General features: G+C 75.6%; 1 protein-coding gene. It reads right to left on the bottom strand.

What is annotated here, in order from left to right:
* Positions 1 to 114 precede the first annotated feature (114 nt).
* Positions 115 to 20,181 carry a type I polyketide synthase gene (locus HNP84_RS53935; protein WP_185054383.1) on the bottom strand — a complete coding sequence of 6,689 codons (20,067 nt, stop codon included), beginning with the start codon at positions 20,179 to 20,181 and terminating at the stop codon, positions 115 to 117.
* Positions 20,182 to 20,208: the final 27 nt, after the last annotated feature.

Here is a 20,208-nt window from a genome sequence, read left to right as displayed (position 1 = left end):
CCCGGAATCGAGTTGTGACCAGGGTCGCCTGGCACGACTCGATTCCGGCCCCTCGGCTCTCGGCCCGCTTCCCTGCTCCGAGCGGACGGGATGAGGTTGAAAAAGGGGCACTCGTTAATCGGCGAGCTCGTTGTCGAGAAGATCGAAGATGTTCTCGACCGTGGCTGCCTCGATGTCGTTGTCGGCCGCGTCGCCGGCCGCCGCGTCGTGATCGCTCTCCAAGGTCAGCAGCAGAGCTTTCAGACGCGCGGCCAGTGCGGCTCGCGCACCATCACCGGAGGGAACTCCCTTGATCAGCTTTTCAAGTTTGCCGACTTCGTCCAGGACGGCCGAGCCCGAGCCGGCCTGGTCATAGCCGATCTCCCGTTTGATGTATTCAGACAGGGCGGCCGGCGTCGGGTAGTCGAATGCGAGGGTCGCGGGCAGTTTCAGCCCGGTGGCGGCGTTCAACCGATTCCGTAGCTCCAAAGCGGTCAGCGAGTCGAATCCCAGATCCTTGAAAGCCCGTCCGGCTCCCACGGCGTCGGCCGAGGAATGACCGAGAACGGCGGCCGCATGCGTGCGAACCAGGTTCATTAGTATCCGGTCGCGGTCGGATTCGGCTACCGCGTTCAACTGCTGCCGCAGCAGCCGCCCCGCTTCCGCGCCGCCGGCGGAGGACGCCGGCCGCAGCGGGTTGCCGGTCAGGGTGCGCCAGAGCGGGGCCGGCGGCTCGCCTCGGGCGGCCTGGCCTCGCAGGGCGGCCACGTTCAGCCGGGCCGGGACCAGCAGCGCCTCGTCCCGGGTCAGGGCCAGATCCAGCAGGGCCAGGCCGTCCTCGGCCGTGATCTCGCTCATCAGGCCGCGGCCGGCCCGCTGCCGGTCATCGGCGCTGAGGTGCCCGGTCATCGCGCTGGCGTCGGCCCACAGTCCCCAGGCCAGCGAGATCGCGGGCAGCCCGGCCGCCCGCCGGCCGGCGGCCAGGGAGTCGAGGAAGGCGTTGCCGGCCGCGTAGTTGCCCTGTCCGGGAGCGCCGAAGGTCGCGGCCCCGGCCGAGAACAGCACGAACGCCTCCAGATCGGCGCCCTGGGTCAGTTCGTGCAGGTTCCAGGCGACGTCGGCCTTGGGCCGCATCACCGCGTCGATCCGCTCGGTGGTCAGCGATCGGATCACGCCGTCGTCCAGGACCCCGGCGGTGTGGACGACGGCGGTCAGCGGGCCCTCGCTCCGGGCGAGCACCGCGGCCAGAGCGGGCCGGTCGGCGGCGTCAGCGGCCAGGATCCGCACCCCGGCCCCGGCCTGCGCGCAGTCGGCGGCCAGGAGCGCGGCCCCCTCGGCGGACGGGCCCGAACGGCTCAGCAGCGTCAGCCGCCCGGCCCGCCCGGTCGCCGCCAGGTGCCGGGAGACCAGTGCCCCCAGCATGCCGGTTCCCCCGGTGATCAGGACGGTGCCGCGGCCGGGCTCCCGCGCGTCCCCGACGAGGTCCGCGTCCGGCTCCGGCCGGCTCGCCGGGCGGGTCAGCCGCCGCCCGTAGGCGCCCTGGTCGCGGATCGCCAGTTCCGGCTCCTCGGACGCGACGGCCGCGGCCAGGCGCCCGATCGCGTCCGCGCCGCCGTCCGCCGGGAGATCGATCAGGACCAGGCGGCCCGGCTCCTCCGACTGCGCGGAGCGGACGAGCCCCCACACCGAGGCCGCGGCCAGGTCGGTGACCGGCTCGCCGGGCCGCGCCGCGATGGCGCCCCGTGTCAGGATCACCAGCCGGGCTTCGGACAGGGCCGGGAGCGTGAGCCAGTGCTGGACCAGGCCCAGGGTCTGGCCGGCGATCAGCCGGGAGGTCTCGGCGACGCCGGGGGCGGCCTCGCTGCCCGCCGTGGCGGTCTCGGTGCCGATCTCGGCCAGCACCAGGTCCGGTGCGGGCAGTCCGGCCTCGATCGCCTCGGTCAGGGCGGCCAGGTCCGGATGGGTCTCCAGCGTCACGCCGGTGGCGGCGAGCCGGTTGCCGGCCGCCTCGATCCCGAACGGGTCGGCGCCGATCAGCGCCCATCGGCCGGCGGACGACGTCTCGGCGCCGCCGACCGGGATCCATTCGACGCCGAAGAGGGCGTCGCGCAGGCCGTTGGCGGCGGCTTGCAGGGCTCCGGCCGCGATCGGCCGCAGCACCAGGGACTCCACCGACACGACGGGACGGCCGGTGGGATCGGCCGCGTCCAGGACGAGGCCGCCGGCGCCGTCCTGGGAGAGCCGGACCCGCAGCGTGGCCGCGCCGGCCGCCTGGAGCGAGACTCCGGTCCAGGCGAAGGGCAGCCGCACGCCGTCCGATTCGCCGCCGTCCGATTCGCCGCCCTCCGATCCGCCGCCGTCCGATCCGCCGGCAGCCTGGCCGGTACCGGTGAGCAGGCCGGCCGCGTGCAGGGACGCGTCCAGCAGGGCCGGGTGGATGCCGAACCGGGCGGCGTCGGAGGCGGCGGTGTCGGGCAGGGCGATCTCGGCGAAGACGTCGGCACCGCGCCGCCAGGCCGCCCGCAGGCCGCGGAAGACCGGCCCGTAGCCGTATCCGCCCGCGGCCTGGGTCTCGTACAGGCCGGAGACATCGACGGCTTGCGCGTCCGCAGGGGGCCAGACCAGGAAGTCGGCGGGCTGCGGCAGGTCGGCGGGCCGGTCCGGCGCGAGCCGCCCACTGGCGTGCTGGGTCCACGGGACGCCCTCGGACTCGTCGGGGCGGGAGTAGATCTCGACGGTCCGGTGTCCGTCCTGATCCGGTGCGCCGACCGTGACCTGAACCTGGACCGCGCCGGTGGCCGGCAGGACCAGCGGCGCCGCCAGGGTCAGCTCGACGATCCGGGCACACCCGGCCTCGTACCCGGCCCGCACCGCGAACTCCACGAACGCCGTGCCCGGCAGCACCACCGTGCCGCCGACGGCGTGATCGCCGAGCCAGGGCTGCGAGCGCAGGGACACCCGTCCGGTCAGGACCACCCCTTCCCCGCCTGCCAGTTCGACGGCCGCGCCGAGCAGCGGATGGCCGACCGCGCCCAGCCCGGCCGACCGGACGTCCCCGGCTCCGCCGAGGGACATCCGGGACCAGTAGCGCCGGTGCTCGAAGGCGTACGTGGGCAGGTCGATCCGCCGTCCGGCGGGCAGCACCTTCGGCCAGTCCACGCCCACGCCGTTGACGTGAGCCTCGGCCAGCGACTGCAGGAGCCGGGCGGGACCGCCGTCGTCGCGGCGCAGCGTCCCGGCCACCACCGGCGTCCGGTTGGAGCCGCCGTCCTCGGCCCGCTCCAGGGTGGCGGTGATCGCCGCGATCAGCACCGGGTGCGGCGAGGACTCGATGAACACCCGGTATCCGGCCCGGCCGAGCGTCTCGATCGCCGCAGAGAACCGCACCGGCGCGCGCAGGCTCGCGTACCAGTAGTCGGCGCCGAGCTGGGAGGCGTCGAGGAACTCTCCGGTCATCGCCGACACCATCGGCAGCCGGGCGGGCCTCGGGGTGATCCCCGCGAGTGCGGTGAGCACGTCGTCCCGGATGGCGTCCACCTGGGGGCCGTGGGAGGCGTAGTCCACCGGCAGGACCCGGGCCCGTACGCCGTCGTGCTCGCACTCGGCCGCCAGTTGCTCGATGGCGTCCGGGTCGCCGGAGACGACGGTGGCGTCGGGTCCGTTGACCGCCGCGACCGTCAGCCGGCCGTCCCGGGCCGCGACCCGGGCCTCCACGGCCTGCGCCGGTTCGGCGACGGACAGCATGCCGCCGCGCCCGGACAGCGCCGTCAGCGCCTGGCTGCGCAGGGCCACGATCTTGGCGGCGTCGTCCAGGGAGAGGATCCCCGCGACGCAGGCGGCGGCGATCTCGCCCTGGGAATGCCCGACCACCGCATCCGGTTCGACGCCGGCCGCCGACCAGACCTCGGCCAGCGACACCATGACCGCCCACAGTGCGGGCTGGACGACGTCGGCCCGGTCCAGGCTCGGCGCGCCTTCGGCTCCGGCCAGTACGTCGTCCAGGGACCAGTCCACGTACGGGGCCAGCGCCTGACCGCACTCGGCCAGCCGGGCCGCGAACACCGGCGACGACTCCGCCAGCTCCCGGCCCATGCCGAGCCACTGCGACCCCTGGCCGGGGAACACGAACACCGCGCGCCGGTCGCCGGCCGGGACCGTCCCGGTCACGACCCCGGCGGCCGGCTCACCGGCCGCCAGCGCGGTCAGCCCGGCGATCAGGTCGCCGGCTCCGGTGCCGGTGACCACGGCCCGGTGCTCGAACGCCGCCCGGGTGGTGGCCAGCGACCAGGCGATGTCGGTGATGTCGGCGATGTCGGCGATATCGGTGATGTCGGCGATGTCGGTGATGTCGGCGACGCCCGTGACGTCCCCGGCGTCGGGTGCGGGGCCGGCCTGGCAGTGCTCGGCCAGCCGGTGCGCCTGCCGGGCCAGGCCGGCGGCGGTCTTGGCGGACACCAGCCATGCGGCCGGCCCGCCGGTGAGGACCGGCCGCCCGGCGCCGGCCGTCCCGGTCTCCGTCGCCGAGTCGTCCTGCTCGTCCGGTTCTTCGAGGACGGGCGGCTCGCCGGGGGCGGGCGGTTCCTCCAGGATGATGTGCGCGTTGGTGCCGCTGACCCCGAAGGACGACACCCCGGCCCGGCGCGGCCGGCCGTTCACCGGCCACGGCACCGGCTCGCTCAGCAGCCGCACGTCGCCGGCCGACCAGTCCACGTGCGGGGACGGCTCCTGCGCGTGCAGGGTGGCGGGGAGAACCTCGTGCCGCATCGCCAGGACCATCTTGATGATCCCGGCCACGCCGGCGGCGGCCTGGGTGTGACCGATGTTCGACTTCACCGAGCCGAGCCACAGCGGCCGGTCGCCGGCCCGGTCCTGCCCGTAGGTGGCCAGCAGGGCCTGCGCCTCGATCGGGTCGCCCAGCACCGTGCCGGTCCCGTGGGCCTCGACGGCATCGACGTCGGCCGGGGTCAGCCCGGCGTCGGCCAGCGCGGCGCGGATGACCCGCTGCTGGGACGGGCCGTTGGGGGCGGTGAGCCCGTTGGAGGTGCCGTCCTGGTTCACCGCGCTGCCGCGGACGACCGCCAGCACCCGGTGGCCGTTGCGGAGCGCGTCGGACAGCCGCTCGACGACCAGCACCCCGACGCCCTCACCCCAGCCGGTGCCGTCGGCGCCCGCCCCGAAGGACTTGCACCGGCCGTCGCCTGCCAGGCCCTGTTGCACGGCGAACTCGGCGAACGCCCCGGGGGTCGCCATCACCGTCACCCCGCCGGCCAGGGCCAGCGAGGACTCCCCCGAGCGCAGCGACTGGCAGGCCAGGTGCAGGGCGACCAAGGACGAGGAGCACGCCGTGTCCACGGTCACGGCCGGGCCCTCCAGCCCGAGCGTGTAGGCCACCCGTCCGGAGATCACGCTGGTGGCGCTGCCGGTGAGGAAGTAGCCCTCGGCGCCGGCGGAGTCGCCGGAGGGGTGCAGGCTCATCCCGTAGCCGGACGACCAGGCGCCGGCGAACACCCCGGCCGCGGTGCCGCGCAGCGATCCGGGGTCGATTCCGGCGTGTTCCAGGGCTTCCCACGAGGCTTCCAGCAGGAGCCGCTGCTGCGGGTCCATCGCCAGCGCCTCGCGGGGGCTGATCCCGAAGAACGCGGCGTCGAAATCGCCCGCGTCGTAGACGAACCCGCCGACCGGGGTGAACGAGCCGGCCTCGCCGCCCCCGGCGTCGAAGGTCTCCCAGCCGCGGTCGGAAGGGAAGCCGGAGATGGCGTCGGTGCCCGTGGCCAGCAGGGTCCAGAAGTCGTCGAGGGTGCCCGAGCCGCCGGGAAGGCGGCAGCTCATCCCGACGATGGCGATCGGCTCGTCGGACGCCGCCGCCACCTGGGCCGGGACCGGGGCCCCGGCCTGCTCGCCGGTCAGGCCGGCGCGCAGGTGCTCGGCCAGCGCGGCCGGGGTCGGGTAGTCGAAGACCGACGTGGCCGGGAGCTTCAGGCCGGTGGCCGTGTTCAGCCGGTCGCGCAGTTCCACGGCGGTGAGCGAGTCGAAGCCGACGTCCTTGAACGCCCGGCCGGCCTCCACCGCGTCGGGCGAGGGATGCCCGAGGACGAGCGCCGCCTCGGTCCGGACCAGATCGGTCAGGATGCGGTTCTGGTCGGGCCGGGCGAGGCCCCGCAGCCGCTGCCCCAGCTCGCTCGCGGCGCCGGTGGCCTGGCCGTCGCCGTCGGAGGCGGGTTCGGACAGCGCCAGCCGGACCTGGGGCAGTTCGCTGATCAGAGCGCTGGGCCGGTGCAGGGTGAACACCGGGGCGAAGCGGGCCCAGTCCAGGTCGGCCACGGTGACCAGACCCTCGCCGTGGTCCAGGACGGTGGCCAGCGCGCCGACGGCCGGCTCGGGGTCCATCTCCCGCAGGCCGAGCCGTTGCAGTTGGGCGCCGCCTTCGCCCTCGCCCATCCCGCCGCCGCCCCACAGGCCCCAGGACACCGAGGTCGCGGGCAGCCCGCGGCCGAGGCGGTTCTCGGCCAGCGCGTCCAGGTAGGCGTTGGCGGCGGCGTAGGCCGCCTGCAGCCGGCTGCCCCAGATCGCCGCCCCGGAGGAGAACAGCACGAAGGCGTCCAGCTCCCGGCCGGCGGTGAGTTCGTCCAGGTGCGCGGCCCCGGCGGTCTTGGCGCTCGCGGCGGTGGCCAGATCCCCGACCGTGGTGTCCAGGACCGCGGCGCCCTGCGGGACGCCGGAGGCGTGGAAGACGGCCCGCAGCGCGGGCCCGCTCCCGTCGATCCAGTCCAGCAGCGCCGCCATCTGGGCCCGGTCGGCCGTGTCGCAGGCGACCACCGCGACGGCGGTGCCCTCGGCGGCCAGCCGCGCGGCCCGCTCGGCCACGCCGGAGGCGCGGGCACCCGACCGCGAGACCAGCACGGCCCGGGGGACGCCGCGCTCGGCCAGCCAGTGGGCCACCCGCCCGCCGATCGCTCCGGTGCCGCCGGTGACCAGGGCGCTGCCCGGCGAGGTCCAGTCGCCGTTCCCGAGTGGCCGCGGGGCCGGGAGGAGCCGCCGGCCCAGGATTCCGCTGCCGCGGATCGCGAGCTGGTCCTCGCCCCGGGCGACGGACCCGGCCAGGACGGCGACCAGCCGGGCCGTGGTCCGCTCGTCCAGGGCGGGCGGCAGGTCGATCAGGCCGCCCCAGTGGCCGGGGTGTTCCAGGCAGACGATCCGGCCCAGGCCCCAGACCTGGGCCTGCACCGGGCTGGTCAGCGTCTCGCCAGGGCCGGTCGCGACCGCGCCGCAGGTCGCCGCCCAGACCGGGGCGTCGATCCCCAGGTCGGCGAGGGCCTGGACCAGGCCGAGGGTCCCGGCCAGGCCGGTGGCCACGGCCGGCGAGCCGGCCAGCGGCGTCTCGTCGGTGGCCAGCAGTGACAGCACCCCGGCCACCGGCGGCGTCAGGGCGTCGTCGCCGTCGCCGTGGGCGCCGGCGAGGGCCCGGCGGATGAGGGCGGCCAGGCCGCCCCGATCCATCTCACCGGCGGCGGCCCCGGCCAGGACCACCTGGGCTCCGGCACCGCTCAGGGCCTCGGCGCAGGCACGGGTCAGGTCCGACTCCGTGTCCGGGCCCGTGTTCGTGGAGACGACGAGCCAGGTTCCGGTCAGCGTGGCCGGAGCCGGGTCGGGCACCGGCGTCCAGGAGATCCGGTAGCGCCATCCCGCCGTCAGCGATTCACGCCGGTCGCGCCGGCGCCAGGACGCCAGCGCCGGAAGCACCTCGCGGAACGGGCGTTCGCCGTCCACGTCCAGGGCTCCGGCCAGTCCGGCCAGGTCGCCGTGTTCCACCGCGGCCCAGAACCGGGCCTCGGCCTCGGTCCCGGTTCCGTCACCGGTGGGGACCGCGGCGGGGGCGGGGTTGGGCCAGTAGTGCCGATGCTGGAAGGCGTACGTGGGCAGCTCCACGATCCGCCCGGCCGGCAGGACCGCGGACCAGTCGAGGTTCACCCCGCGCACGTGAGCACGGGCCAAGGCGTCCAGTACGGACGCCTGCGCGCCGGTGTCCGCCCGCAGCATAGGGATGAACGCGGCTTCGGCGCCGTCCCCCTCGCCCGTCTCCGGCAGGGCCGCCGGACCCATCGCCGACAGCGTCCCGTCCGGGCCGATCTCGATGAACACCGAGACGCCCTGACCGGCCATCGTCGTCACCGCGTCGGCGAAGCGAACCGGCTGCCGGGCCTGCTCCGCCCAGTAGCCGGCGTCCGGCTCCCTGATCAGCTCGCCGGTCAGGGCCCCGACCCAGGCCACCGCGGGCGGCGAGTGCTCCAGCCCGGCGGCCACCTCGCCGAGCTCGGCCAGCACCGGGTCCATGCGGGCCGAGTGGAACGCGTGGCTGACCCGCAGCCGGCGTACCCGCCGCCCGCGTTCCCGCCACACCTCGGTCACCGCCTCCACCGCGGCGGCGTCGCCCGAGATCACCATCGACGACGGGCCGTTGACGGCCGCGATGGACACCCCGGGCGTGCCTTCGAGCGTGGCGAGCACCTCGGCCTCGGTGGCGGCGATGGCCGCCATCGCCCCGCCGCCGGGAAGGGCCTGCATCAGCCGGCCCCGGGCCGCGACCAGCCGGCACGCCTCGGCCAGGGTCAGGACGCCGGCCGCGTGCGCGGCGGCGATCTCCCCGACCGAGTGGCCGGCGACCGCGTCCGGGACGATCCCGGCCGCCGCCAGCAGGGCGACCAGCCCCACCTCGACCGCGAACAACCCGGCCTGGGCGTAGAGGGTCTGGGTGGCCCGATCGTCGCCGTCCTCTCCGCCGTCCTTCTCGCCGTCCTCGCCGGCGCCGAGCACCACGTCCCGGATCGGGAGCCCGATCTCGGCCTCCAGCAGGGCGCAGGCGTGATCGAACGCCTCGGCGAAGACCGGCGACGCGGCGTGCAGATCGCGGCCCATGCCGGCGCGCTGGGCGCCCTGCCCGGCGAAGAGGAAGCCGACCCGGTCGGCTCCGCTCGCGGGGACCGCGCCCCGGGTCACCCCGGCCGCGGACGCGCCCGCGGCGAGCGCGGTCAGCCCGGAGGTCAGGTCGCCGGTGATGACCGCCCGGTGCTCGAACGCCGACCGGGTCCGGGCCAGCGACCATCCGACGTCGATCGGGTCGAGATCCGGACGGGCGGCGAGGTGGGCGGCGAGCCGTCCGGCCTGGGCGGCCAGAGCGGCGGCCGACTTGCCGGAGACCGGCCACGCGGACGGGGCAGGCTCCAGCACCGGAACCGGTCGCGGCGGGGTGGCGCCGGTCTCGGCGGCATCGGTGACATCCGTGAGGCCGGTGGCGGCGTCATCCGCGACGGCCGGCGGTTCTTCCAGGATCACGTGCGCGTTGGTGCCGCTGACCCCGAACGCCGACACGCCCGCCCGCCGGGGGCGGCCGTTCGCCGGCCAGGCCACCGGCTCGGTCAGCAGGCGCACGTCGCCGGCGGACCAGTCCACGTGCGGGGACGGCTCGTCGGCGAAGAGGGTGACCGGCAGGACCTCGTGCCGCATGGCCAGCACCATCTTGATCACGCCGGCGACTCCCGCCGCGGCCTGGGTGTGGCCGATGTTCGACTTCACCGATCCGAGCCACAGCGGACGGTCCTCGGGCCGGTCCTGGCCGTAGGTGGCCAGCAGGGCCTGTGCCTCGATCGGGTCGCCGAGCACCGTGCCGGTGCCGTGGGCCTCGACCGCGTCCACGTCCGACGCGGTCAGGCCGGCGCCGACCAGGGCGGCCCGGATCACCCGCTGCTGGGACGGCCCGTTGGGGGCGGTGAGCCCGTTCGACGCGCCGTCCTGGTTCACCGCGCTGCCGCGGACGACGGCCAGGACCCGGTGGCCGTTGCGGCGGGCGTCCGAGAGCCGTTCCAGCACCAGGACGCCGGCGCCCTCGCCCCAGCCGGTGCCGTCGGCGCCCGCGCCGAACGACTTGCACCGCCCGTCGAAGGCCAGGCCCTGCTGGCGGGAGAACTCGGCGAACGCTCCGGGGGTCGCCATCACGGTGACCCCGCCGGCCAGGGCGAGCGAGCACTCCCCGGCGCGCAGGGCCTGAGCGGCCAGGTGCAGCGCGACCAGGGACGACGAGCAGGCCGTGTCCACGGTGACGGCAGGGCCCTCAAGGCCGAGGGTGTAGGAGACGCGGCCGGAGATCACGGCGGTCGCGTTCCCGGTGAGCACGTAGCCCTCGGAGCCGCTGCTCTCGACCAGGCCCGCGCCGTAGGCCGAGTAGCTGGCCCCGGCGAAGACGCCGGTCTGGCTGCCCCGCAACGAGGCGGGGTCGATGCCCGCGCGTTCCAGCGCCTCCCAGGTGGTCTCCAGCAGCATGCGCTGCTGGGGGTCCATCGCCAGCGCCTCGCGGGGGCTGATGCCGAAGAACGCGGCGTCGAAGCCGGGCGCGTCGTAGACGAATCCGCCCTGGCGGGTGGTGGACGCGCCGGCGTCGGGGGCGGCGTCGTAGAGGTGGTCCACGTCCCAGCCCCGGTCGGCGGGGAAGGCGGAGACGGCGTCGGTGCCGGTGGCCAGCAGCTCCCAGAAGCTCTCCGGGCTTCCGGCTCCGCCGGGGAACCGGCAGCCCATGCCGATGATGGCGATCGGCTCGCCCGGGTCGGCGGCCACGAGAGCCGTCGCCGGCGGAGCGGACTCGGTCAGGGCGCCGAGCAGCTCCTCCCGCAGGAACCGGACGACCGCGGCCGGGGTGGGGTGGTCGAAGACCAGCGTGGCCGGCAGTTTCAGGCCGGTGGCCGCGTTCAGCCGGGTGCGCAGATCGACGGCGGTGAGGGAGTCGAAGCCGAGGTCCTTGAACGCCCGCCCGGCCGGCACCGCCTCCGCGGACGCGTGCCCGAGGACGGCGGCGGCCTCGGCCCGGACCAGGTCGGTGAGGATCCTCTCCTGCTCGGGCCGGTTCAGGCCGCGCAGCCGCCGTCCCAGCGCCGTCCCGGCCTCCTTCGCGCCGTCGCCGGAGGTCATGTGAGCGTCCAGGGCCCGCTGGGCGTCCGGCAGGTCGGCCAGCAGCGGGCTGGGCCGCTGCACGGTGAACACCGGGGCGAACCGGGCCCAGTCGATGTCCGCGACGGCCACCAGGGCCTCTCCGGCGTCCAGCACCCCGGCCAGCGCCGTGATCGCCGGCTCCGGGTCCATCTCCCGCAGGCCGAGGCGCTGCAGCACCTCTCCGGCCGGGCCGTCGCCCATGCCGCCGCCGCCCCACAGGCCCCAGGCGACCGACGTCCCGGCCAGTCCGCGCCCGCGCCGGTCCTCGACCAGGGCGTCCAGCGCCGCGTTCGCCGCCGCGTACCCGGCGAGCTGACCGCTGCCCCAGGCCGCCGCGCCGGAGGAGAACACCACGAACGCGTCCAGATCGAGGCCGGCGGTGGCCTCGTCCAGGTGGACGGCGCCACCGGCCTTGGCCTGCGACACGTCCGCCAGCTCCGAGGCCACCATGCCGTCGATCGGGCCGCCCAGCCCGGCCCCGGCGGCGTGCATCACCGAGCTCAGCCGCGGGCCGGTGGCGCCGATCCAGTTCACCAGGCCGGTCACCTGCGCGCGCTCGCCGGCGTCGGCGGCGACGACGGCCACCGCCGTCCCGGCGGCGGCCAGCTCGGCCGCCAGGGCCGGCGCACCGGCCGCGGCCGGACCGGAACGGCTGGACAACACCACCCGGGCGGCGCCGCGCCCGGTCAGCCAGCGGGCCACGTGGCCGCCGACGCCGCCGGTGCCGCCGGTCACCAGCACGCTGCCGCCCGGCAGCCACCGGCCGCCGGGACGGGGCCGGGGCGCGCGCACCAGACGCCGGCCCAGCACTCCCCCGGCCCGGATCGCCACCTGGTCCTCGCCGCACCCGGCCAGGACCGCGGCCAGGCGACCGGCCGACCGGGCGTCCCACGTCTGCGGCAGGTCGATCAAACCGCCCCACCGGTCCGGATGCTCCAGACCGGCGACGCGGCCGAAGGCCCACGTCTGCGCCTGGAGCGGGCCGGTGGGGACCTCACCGGCGCCGGCTGCGACCGCGCCCGACGTCAGCACCCACAGCGGGGCGCCGATCCCGGCGTCGCCCAGTGCCTGGACCAGGCCCATCGTCGCGGCCAGGCCGCTCGGCACCACCGGCCACCGCGGCATCGGCGACTCGTCCAGCGCCAGCAGCGACACCACCCCGGCCACCACCGGACCGCGATCCGGCCCGGCCTCCTCGCCGCCGTCCTCCGCCGCCGCGTGGAGGGTCTCGCTGATCCGGCCGGCCAGCGCCTGCCGGTCGGCCTCACCCGGGGCGATCCCGGCGAGCAGCACCCGTGCGCCGTGGCCGGTCAGAGCCTGTACGCACCGCTCGGTCTCGGCCGTGCTCGACTCGCCGGCGGGGGCGACCACCAGCCAGGTCCCGGACAGGGTCGCGGAGCCGGGCACGGTGACCGGAGCCCAGGTGATCCGGTACCGCCAGTCCGCGACCGTCGACTCACCGCGTTCACGCCGCCGCCAGGCGGCCAGCGCCGGCAGCACCTCGCGTAGCCGCTGCCCGTCCACGGCCAGGGTCTGCGACAGGCCGTCCAGGTCGCCGCCCTCGACCGCGGCCCAGAACGCGCTCTCGCCCGCCGGGACGGCGCTCGCCGGGGCCGTGGCCGGAGCCGGCTTGGGCCAGTACCGCTGCCGCTGGAACGCGTAGGTCGGCAGGTCGATCCGCTCGCCGGCCGGCAGCACCGCGGTCCAGTCCACGAAGACGCCGTGGGCGTGAAGCTGGGCCAGCGAGGCCAGAGCCCGGAGCGGTCCGCCGTCGTCCCGCCGGAGGGTGCCGGTGACGACCGGTTCCCGTACGGACCCCGGCCCCTCGCCGGTGCCGGACGTACGCCGGAGGTCGTCGAGCGTGTCGGTGATGGCGGCGGTCAGCACCGGGTGCGCGGAGGTCTCGACGAACACCCCGTACCCGGCCCGGCCCAGCACCTCGGTGGCGCGGGAGAACTCCACGGGCGCCCGCAGGCTCGCGTACCAGTACCCGGCGTCCATCTCGGGACCGGTCAGGAACTCGCCGGTCATCGACGACACCATGGGGATGACGCCGGGCCGCGGCGCGACCGTCTCCAGCAGGCTCAGCACCTCGTCGCGGATCGCGTCCACCTGCGGCCCGTGCGAGGCGTAGTCCACCGGCAGCATCCGGGCCCGTACGCCGTCCCGCTCGCAGCCCGCGAGCAGCTCCGCCAGGGCCTCCGGCCGACCCGAGACGACCGTCGCCGCGGGGCCGTTCACGGCCGCGACCGAGATCCGCCCGTCCCAGGGCGCGATCCGAGCCGTCACCGCCTCGGCCGGTTCCGCGAGGGACGCCATTCCGCCGCGTCCGGACAGGGCGGTCAGGGCCCGGCTGCGCAGCGCCACCACCTTGGCGGCGTCCTCCAGCGACAGGATCCCGGCCACCACGGCCGCCGCGATCTCACCTTGCGAATGCCCCAGCACCGCGTCCGGGATCACCCCGGCCGCCTGCCAGAACGCGGCCAGCGACACCATCACGGCCCACAGCGCGGGCTGCACCACATCGACCCGGTCGAGACCCGGCGCGCCCTCGCGGCCGGCCAGGACGTCTTCCAGGGACCAGTCCACGTACGGGGCCAGCGCCTGCCCGCACTCGGCGAGCCGGGCCGCGAACACCGGCGACGCCGCCGCCAGCTCCCGACCCATCCCGATCCACTGCGAGCCCTGGCCGGGGAAGACGAACACGACCGGACCGGTGGCGCCGGCCACCCCGGTCACGACACCGGCGGCGGGCTTGCCCGCCGCCAGCGCGCCGAGCCCGGCCATCAGTTCGTCCCGGCCGGCGCCGGTGATGACGGCGCGGTGCTCGAACATGGACCGGGTGGTGGCCAGCGACCAGCCGACGTCGAGCGGGCCGAGGTCCGGGTGGGCCGCGAGGTGGCCGGCCAGCCGCCGGGCCTGGTCGATGAGGCCGGACGCGGTGTGGCCGGACACCAGCCAGGCCTGGGTGTCCGGCAGCAGCACCGGGGCCGGCGGTTCAGCGTCGTCCGGTTCAGCGTCGGCGTCGGCCGGCACAGGTGCTTCTTCCAGGATGACGTGGGCGTTGGTGCCGCTGATCCCGAAGGCCGAGACGCCGGCCCGGCGGGGGCGGCCGTTGGGCTGCCACTCCACCGGTTCGGTCAGCAGCCGGACCTCACCGGCGCTCCAGTCCACGTGCGGGGACGGAACGCCGGCGTGCAGGGTGGCCGGCAGCAGGCCGTGCCGCAGGGCCAGGACCATCTTGATGATCCCGGCCGCGCCGGCGGCCTGCTGGGCGTGGCCGATGTTGGACTTCACCGTGCCCAGCCACAGCGGACGCCCCTCCGGGCGGTCCTGCCCGTAGGTGGCCAGGATCGCCTGGGCCTCGATCGGGTCGCCGAGGCGGGTGCCGGTGCCGTGGGCCTCGACCGCGTCCACATCGGCGGTGCCGAGGCCGGCGCTGGCGAGCGCGGCGCGGATCACCCGCTGCTGGGAGGGGCCGTTGGGGGCGGTCAGCCCGTTGCTGGCGCCGTCCTGGTTGATGGCGCTGCCCGCCACCACGGCCAGCACCGTGTGACCGTTGCGGCGGGCGTCGGAAAGCCGCTCCAGCACGATCATGCCCGCGCCCTCGGCCAGGCCCATCCCGTCGGCGTCGGCCGAGAACGCCTTGCACCGGCCGTCCAGGGCCAGAGCCCCCTGCTGCGAGAAGCCGATGAACTCGGCCGGGTCGGCGATCACCATCACACCGCCGGCGAGGGCCAGGTCGCACTCGCCGGCGCGCAGGGCCTGGGCGGCCAGGTGCAGCGACACCAGGGCCGAGGAACACGCGGTGTCCACGGTCACCGCAGGGCCTTCGAGGCCGAGGGTGTAGGAGACCCGGCCGGAGATCACGCTGGTCACGTTGCCGGTGAGCAGGTGCCCTTCCGCGCCGTCGATGCCGGCGCCGTAGCCGGTCTGGGCGGCGTAGCCGGACGCGGCCGCGCCGACGAAGACGCCGGTCAGCGAGCCGCGCAGGGTCGTCGGGTCGAGCCCGGTGCGCTCCAGCGCCTCCCAGGCCGTTTCGAGGAGGAGGCGCTGCTGCGGGTCCATCGCCAGGGCCTCACGCGGGCTGATGCGGAAGAACGCCGGGTCGAAGTCCGCCGCCCCGGCGACGAATCCGCCTTCACTGGTCACCGAGGCCAGCGCCGAGCCGGGGACGGCGTCGAGCAGGCCGGCGATGTCCCAGCCCCGGTCCGCCGGGAACCCGGAGATCGCGTCACCGCCGGTCGCCAGCAACCGCCAGAGCGCTTCGGGGCTGTCCACCCCGCCGGGGAACCGGCAGCCCATCCCGACGATCACGACCGGATCGGCGGCAGAGACCGGTGTGACCCGCGATTCGGCCGTCACGAGCTGCTGGGTGCCCATCAACCGGGTCACGATCTGCCGGGCCAGCATCGCCGGGGACGGGTAGTCGAAGACCACCGTGGAGGGCAACTGCAGACCGGTGGCCTGGTTCAGCCGGCCGCGCAGCTCGACCGCGGTCAGCGAGTCGAACCCCATTTCGCGGAAGGCCCGGTTCGCCTCCACCTCGTCGGCCGAGGCGTGGCCGAGGACCGCCGCCGCGTGGCCGGCGACCAGGTCCGCGACGATCCGTTCCCGCTGACCGGCCGACACTCCGGCCAGGCGTTCCAGCAGCGCCGCGGCCTCCCCCGAGGTCACGACGGCCGTGCCGCCCGGACCGGACTCGATCTGCCGCGCCTCGGGGATCTCCTCCAGCAGCGGCCACGACCGCATGGCGTTGAACACCGCCGAGAAGCGCGGCCAGTCCACATCGGCCACCGACAGCACGGTCTCGTCGTCGGCGAGCACCTGACCCAGCACGCCCAGTGCCCGCTGCGGCTCCAGCAGCCGCAGTCCCTGGCGCCGCAACCGCTCCGGCACCAGGCTCTGCGGCCGTTCCGGCTCGGCCGGGTCGCGGGGGGCGTTCGCGGAGTCGTCGAACCGGCCGCCGGAGCTCCAGACCCCCCACGCCACCGACGTCGCCGGCAGACCCCGGGCACGCCGGTTCTCCGCCAGCGCGTCCAGATGCGCGTTCGCCGCAGCGTACGTACCGTGCTCACCCACCCCCCACGTCGCGGTGATCGACGAGAACAACACGAAGGCATCCAGATCGAGATCCGCCGTCAGCTCGTCCAGATGCGCCGCCCCGCCGACCTTGGCACCCAGAGCCAGCGCGAGCTGATCGACATCGGCCTGCTCAAGCGCCATCAACTCCACCGCCACCGCACCATGGATCACCGTGGACAACGGCGGAGCCACCGTCGGAATCCAGCCCAGCATGCCGGCCACCGCATCCCGATCCACCACATCACAGGCGACCATCGTCACCGCAGTACCCGCCTCGGCCAAAAGGGCCCCGAGCACCGACGCGCCCGGCGTCCCCGGACCCCGGCGACTCGACAACACCACATGCTCGGCACCGGCGTCCGCCAGCCAAGCGGCCAGATCCGGGCCGATCGCGCCACTGGCCCCGGTGAGCAGGACGGTCCCGCGCGGCGTCCACGCGCGGTCGCCGTGGCGGCGGGGGGCGCGGACCAGGCGGCGGGCCACGATCCCACCGGCCCGGATCGCGACCTGGTCCTCACGCGTGCCGCCGAGCACTCCGGCGAGGCGGGCCTGCGCCCGGTCGTCCAGGACCGGCGGCAGGTCGATCAGGCCGCCCCACCGGTCCGGATGCTCCACCCCGGCCGTGCGGCCCAGCCCCCACACCTGGGCCTGGATCGGCCTGGCCGGGACATCGCCGTCGCCGGTCGTGACGGCGCCCTGGGTCAGCACCCACAGCGGCGCGGTCGTCCCCATGTCGCCGAGCGCCTGCAGCAGTCCCATCGTCCCGGCCACGCCGGCCGGCACCACGGGCCGGTCGGCCAGCGGTGACTCGTCCAGCCCCAGCAAGGAGAGCACACCCGCCACCGGCGCCGGCATCCCGTCGTCCGTGCCCGGGAGGAGGGCTTCGCCGATCGTCTTGGCCAGGCCCGACCGGGTCACCTCACCCGGGGCGACCTCCGCGATTACCACCCGGGCGCCACGCTCGCCCAGCGCCCGCGCACAGGCGGACACCAGGTCGCCGCCCGCCAGGTGGGCCCCGGCCACGACCAGCCACGTCCCGGACAGCACCACCGGGGCCGGGTCACGGACCGGCACCCAGGAGACCCGGTACCGCCAGTCGGCCGTCAGCGACTCGTCCCGCTCCCGCCGCCGCCACGACGCCAGGGCCGGCACCAGCTCACCCAGTGTCGTTCCGTCCACCGACAGCGCCCGGGACAGTCCGTCCACGTCACCGGCCTCGACGGCGGACCAGAACCGGGCCTCGGCCACGGAGCCGGCGCCACCGCCGAGGGCGACGGGGGCCGGGATCGGCTTGGGCCAGTACCGCTGCCGCTGGAACGCGTACGTCGGCAGCTCCACCCATGGCGCGGCCGGCACGACGGTGGTCCAGTCCACGGCCACGCCGCGCACGTGCACCTCGGCCAGCGAGGCCAGCAGCCGCGCCGGGCCGCCGTCGTCGCGGCGCAACGTCCCGGTCACCACCGGGGCCGGCCGGGAGAGACCTTCGGCCTCCTCGGGGTCCGCCAGACTCTCCAGCGTGCCGGCGATCGACGCCGTCAGCACCGGGTGAGGGGAGGTCTCGACGAACACCCCGTAACCCGCCCGGCCCAGCACCTCGACCGCCCGGGAGAACTCCACCGTCGCGCGCAGGCTGGCGTACCAGTACCCGGCGTCCATCTCCGGACCTTCCACGAACTCGCCGCTCATCGCCGACACCATCGGGACCCGGCCCGGCTGGGGGGCGACCCCGTCCAGCAGCTTCAGGATCTCCTCGCGCAGCTCGTCCACCTGGGGACCGTGCGAGGCGTAGTCCACCGGCAGCATCCGCGCCCGCACACCCTCCCGCTCACATGCGGCCAGGACCTCCGCCAGCGCGTCCGGGTCACCGGAGACGACCGTCGCGACCGGGCCGTTCACCGCCGCCACCGACACCCGCTCACCCCAGGGCTCCACCCGCACCCGCACGGCGGTGACGGACTCGGCGATCGAGAGCATCCCGCCCCGGCCCGACAACGCGGTCAACGCCCGGCTCCGCAACGCCACGACCTTGGCCGCGTCCTCCAGGGTGAGGATTCCGGCCACCACGGCCGCGGCGATCTCACCCTGGCTGTGACCCACGACCGCGTCCGGTTCCACTCCGGCGGCCTGCCACACCGCCGCCAGCGACACCATCACCGCCCACAGCACCGGCTGGACGACATCCACCCGGTCCAGGCCCGGCGCACCCTCACGAGCGTGCAGCACGTCGTCCAACGACCAGTCCACGTACGGGGCCAACGCCCGGCCGCACTCGGCCAGACGGGCGGCGAACACCGGGCTGGCCTCGGCCAGCTCCCGGCCCATCCCGGCCCACTGGCTGCCCTGACCGGGGAAAACGAACACCACCCGGCCGCCACCGCCACCGGCCGGAACCACCCCGGTGACGACGCCGGCGGCCGGCTCGCCGGCGGCCACCGCCGACAGTCCGGACAGCAGCTCATCCCGGTCCTGGCCCAGGACCACGGCCCGGTGCTCGAAGACCGAGCGGGTCGTGATCAGCGACCAGGCGACCCCGGCGACGTCCAGTTCGGGACGGGCCTGCGCGAACTCGCCCAGCCGGGCGGCCTGCGCCGCCAGCCCGGGCGTGGTCCGGGCCGACACCAGCCAGGCCGGCACCGACCCGGTCAGCACCGGCAGAGCGACACTCGTCGTGCCGGCGCCTTCGGCCGCCGCGCCGGCAGGATCGGCGGCGTCGGCAGGGTCGGCAGGGTCGGCGTCGGGATCGGCGGCCGGGTCGGTCACCGGCGGCGCCTCTTCGATGATGGCGTGCACGTTGGTGCCGCTGACCCCGAACGCCGACACCCCCGCCCGCCGGGGACGGCCGTCGTTCGCGGGCCACGGGACGGGCTCGTTCAGCAGCCGGACCTCGCCCGCGCTCCAGTCCACGTGCGGGCTGGGCTCCTCGGCGTGCAGGGTGCGCGGCAGCTCCCGGTGCTGCAGCGCCAACACCATCTTGATGACCCCGGCCACCCCGGCCGCGGTCTGCGTGTGCCCGATGTTGGACTTGACCGACCCCAGCCAGAGCGGGCGGCCGTCCTCGCGGTCCTGCCCGTAGGTGGCCAGCAGCGCCTGCGCCTCGATCGGGTCGCCCAGCACCGTCCCGGTGCCGTGGGCCTCCACCGCATCGACCTGGTCCGCGCGGAGGCCGGCGTTCGCCAGCGCGCTGCGGATCACTCGCTGCTGCGACGGGCCGTTCGGCGCGGTCAGGCCGTTGCTGGCCCCGTCCTGGTTCATCGCGCTGCCGGCGATGACGGCGAGCACCCGGCGGCCGTTCCGCCGCGCGTCCGAAAGCCGTTCCAGGACGAGTATGCCGACGCCCTCGCCCCAGCCGATGCCGTCCGCGTCGGCGGAGAACGCCTTGCACCGGCCGTCGAAGGCCAGGCCCTGCTGCCGGGAGAACTCGGAGAACGCGCTCGGGATCGACATGACCGCCACGCCACCGGCCAGGGCCATCGAGCACTCGCGCGAACGCAGCGCCTGACAGGCCAGGTGCACCGCGACCAGGGACGACGAGCAGGCCGTGTCCACCGTCACCGCCGGGCCCTCCAGCCCGAGCGTGTAGGACACGCGGCCGGAGATCACCGACGTCAGGCTGCCGATCATCAGGTAGCCCTCGGAGCCGCCCTCTTCGGCCAGACCGGTGCCGTAGGCGCCGTATCCGGCGCCGGCGAAGACCCCGGTCGCGCTGCCCTTCAGGGACGCCGGGTCGATCCCGGCCCGCTCGACCGCCTCCCAGGCCGTCTCCAGCAGCAGCCGCTGCTGCGGGTCCATGGTGATCGCCTCACGCGGGCTGATCCCGAAGAACCCGGGGTCGAAGTCGGCCGCGTCGTAGAGGAAACCGCCCACGCGCGTGGTGGACGCCTCGCCGTCCAGCCCGGCGTAGATGCCTTCCGGGTCCCAGCCCCGATCGGTCGGGAACGCGGAGATCGCGTCGGTGCCCGCGGCCAGCAGGTTCCAGAAGTCCTCCGGTTCGCGGACGCCGCCAGGGAACCGGCAGCCGATGCCGACGATCGCGATCGGCTCGCGGTCGCGGTCGCGAAGCCTCTTGCGGGTACGACGCAACGTGGTGGTTACCTGCTTGAGGTAATCACGAAGCTTGTCCTCGTTTTCAACCGCAGCCATGTTCACTACCCCTAAGAAGCTTTGTGC

Source organism: Thermocatellispora tengchongensis (genome assembly GCF_014202315.1).
GTDB classification, from domain to species: Bacteria; Actinomycetota; Actinomycetes; order Streptosporangiales; family Streptosporangiaceae; genus Thermocatellispora; species Thermocatellispora tengchongensis.
This window is presented reverse-complemented; position numbering and strand designations above follow the sequence as displayed.

Excerpts from the sequence above, each read along its gene's own strand:
- HNP84_RS53935 (WP_185054383.1), bottom strand. The coding sequence starts at position 20,181 with ATGGCTGCGGTTGAAAACGAGGACAAGCTTCGTGATTACCTCAAGCAG.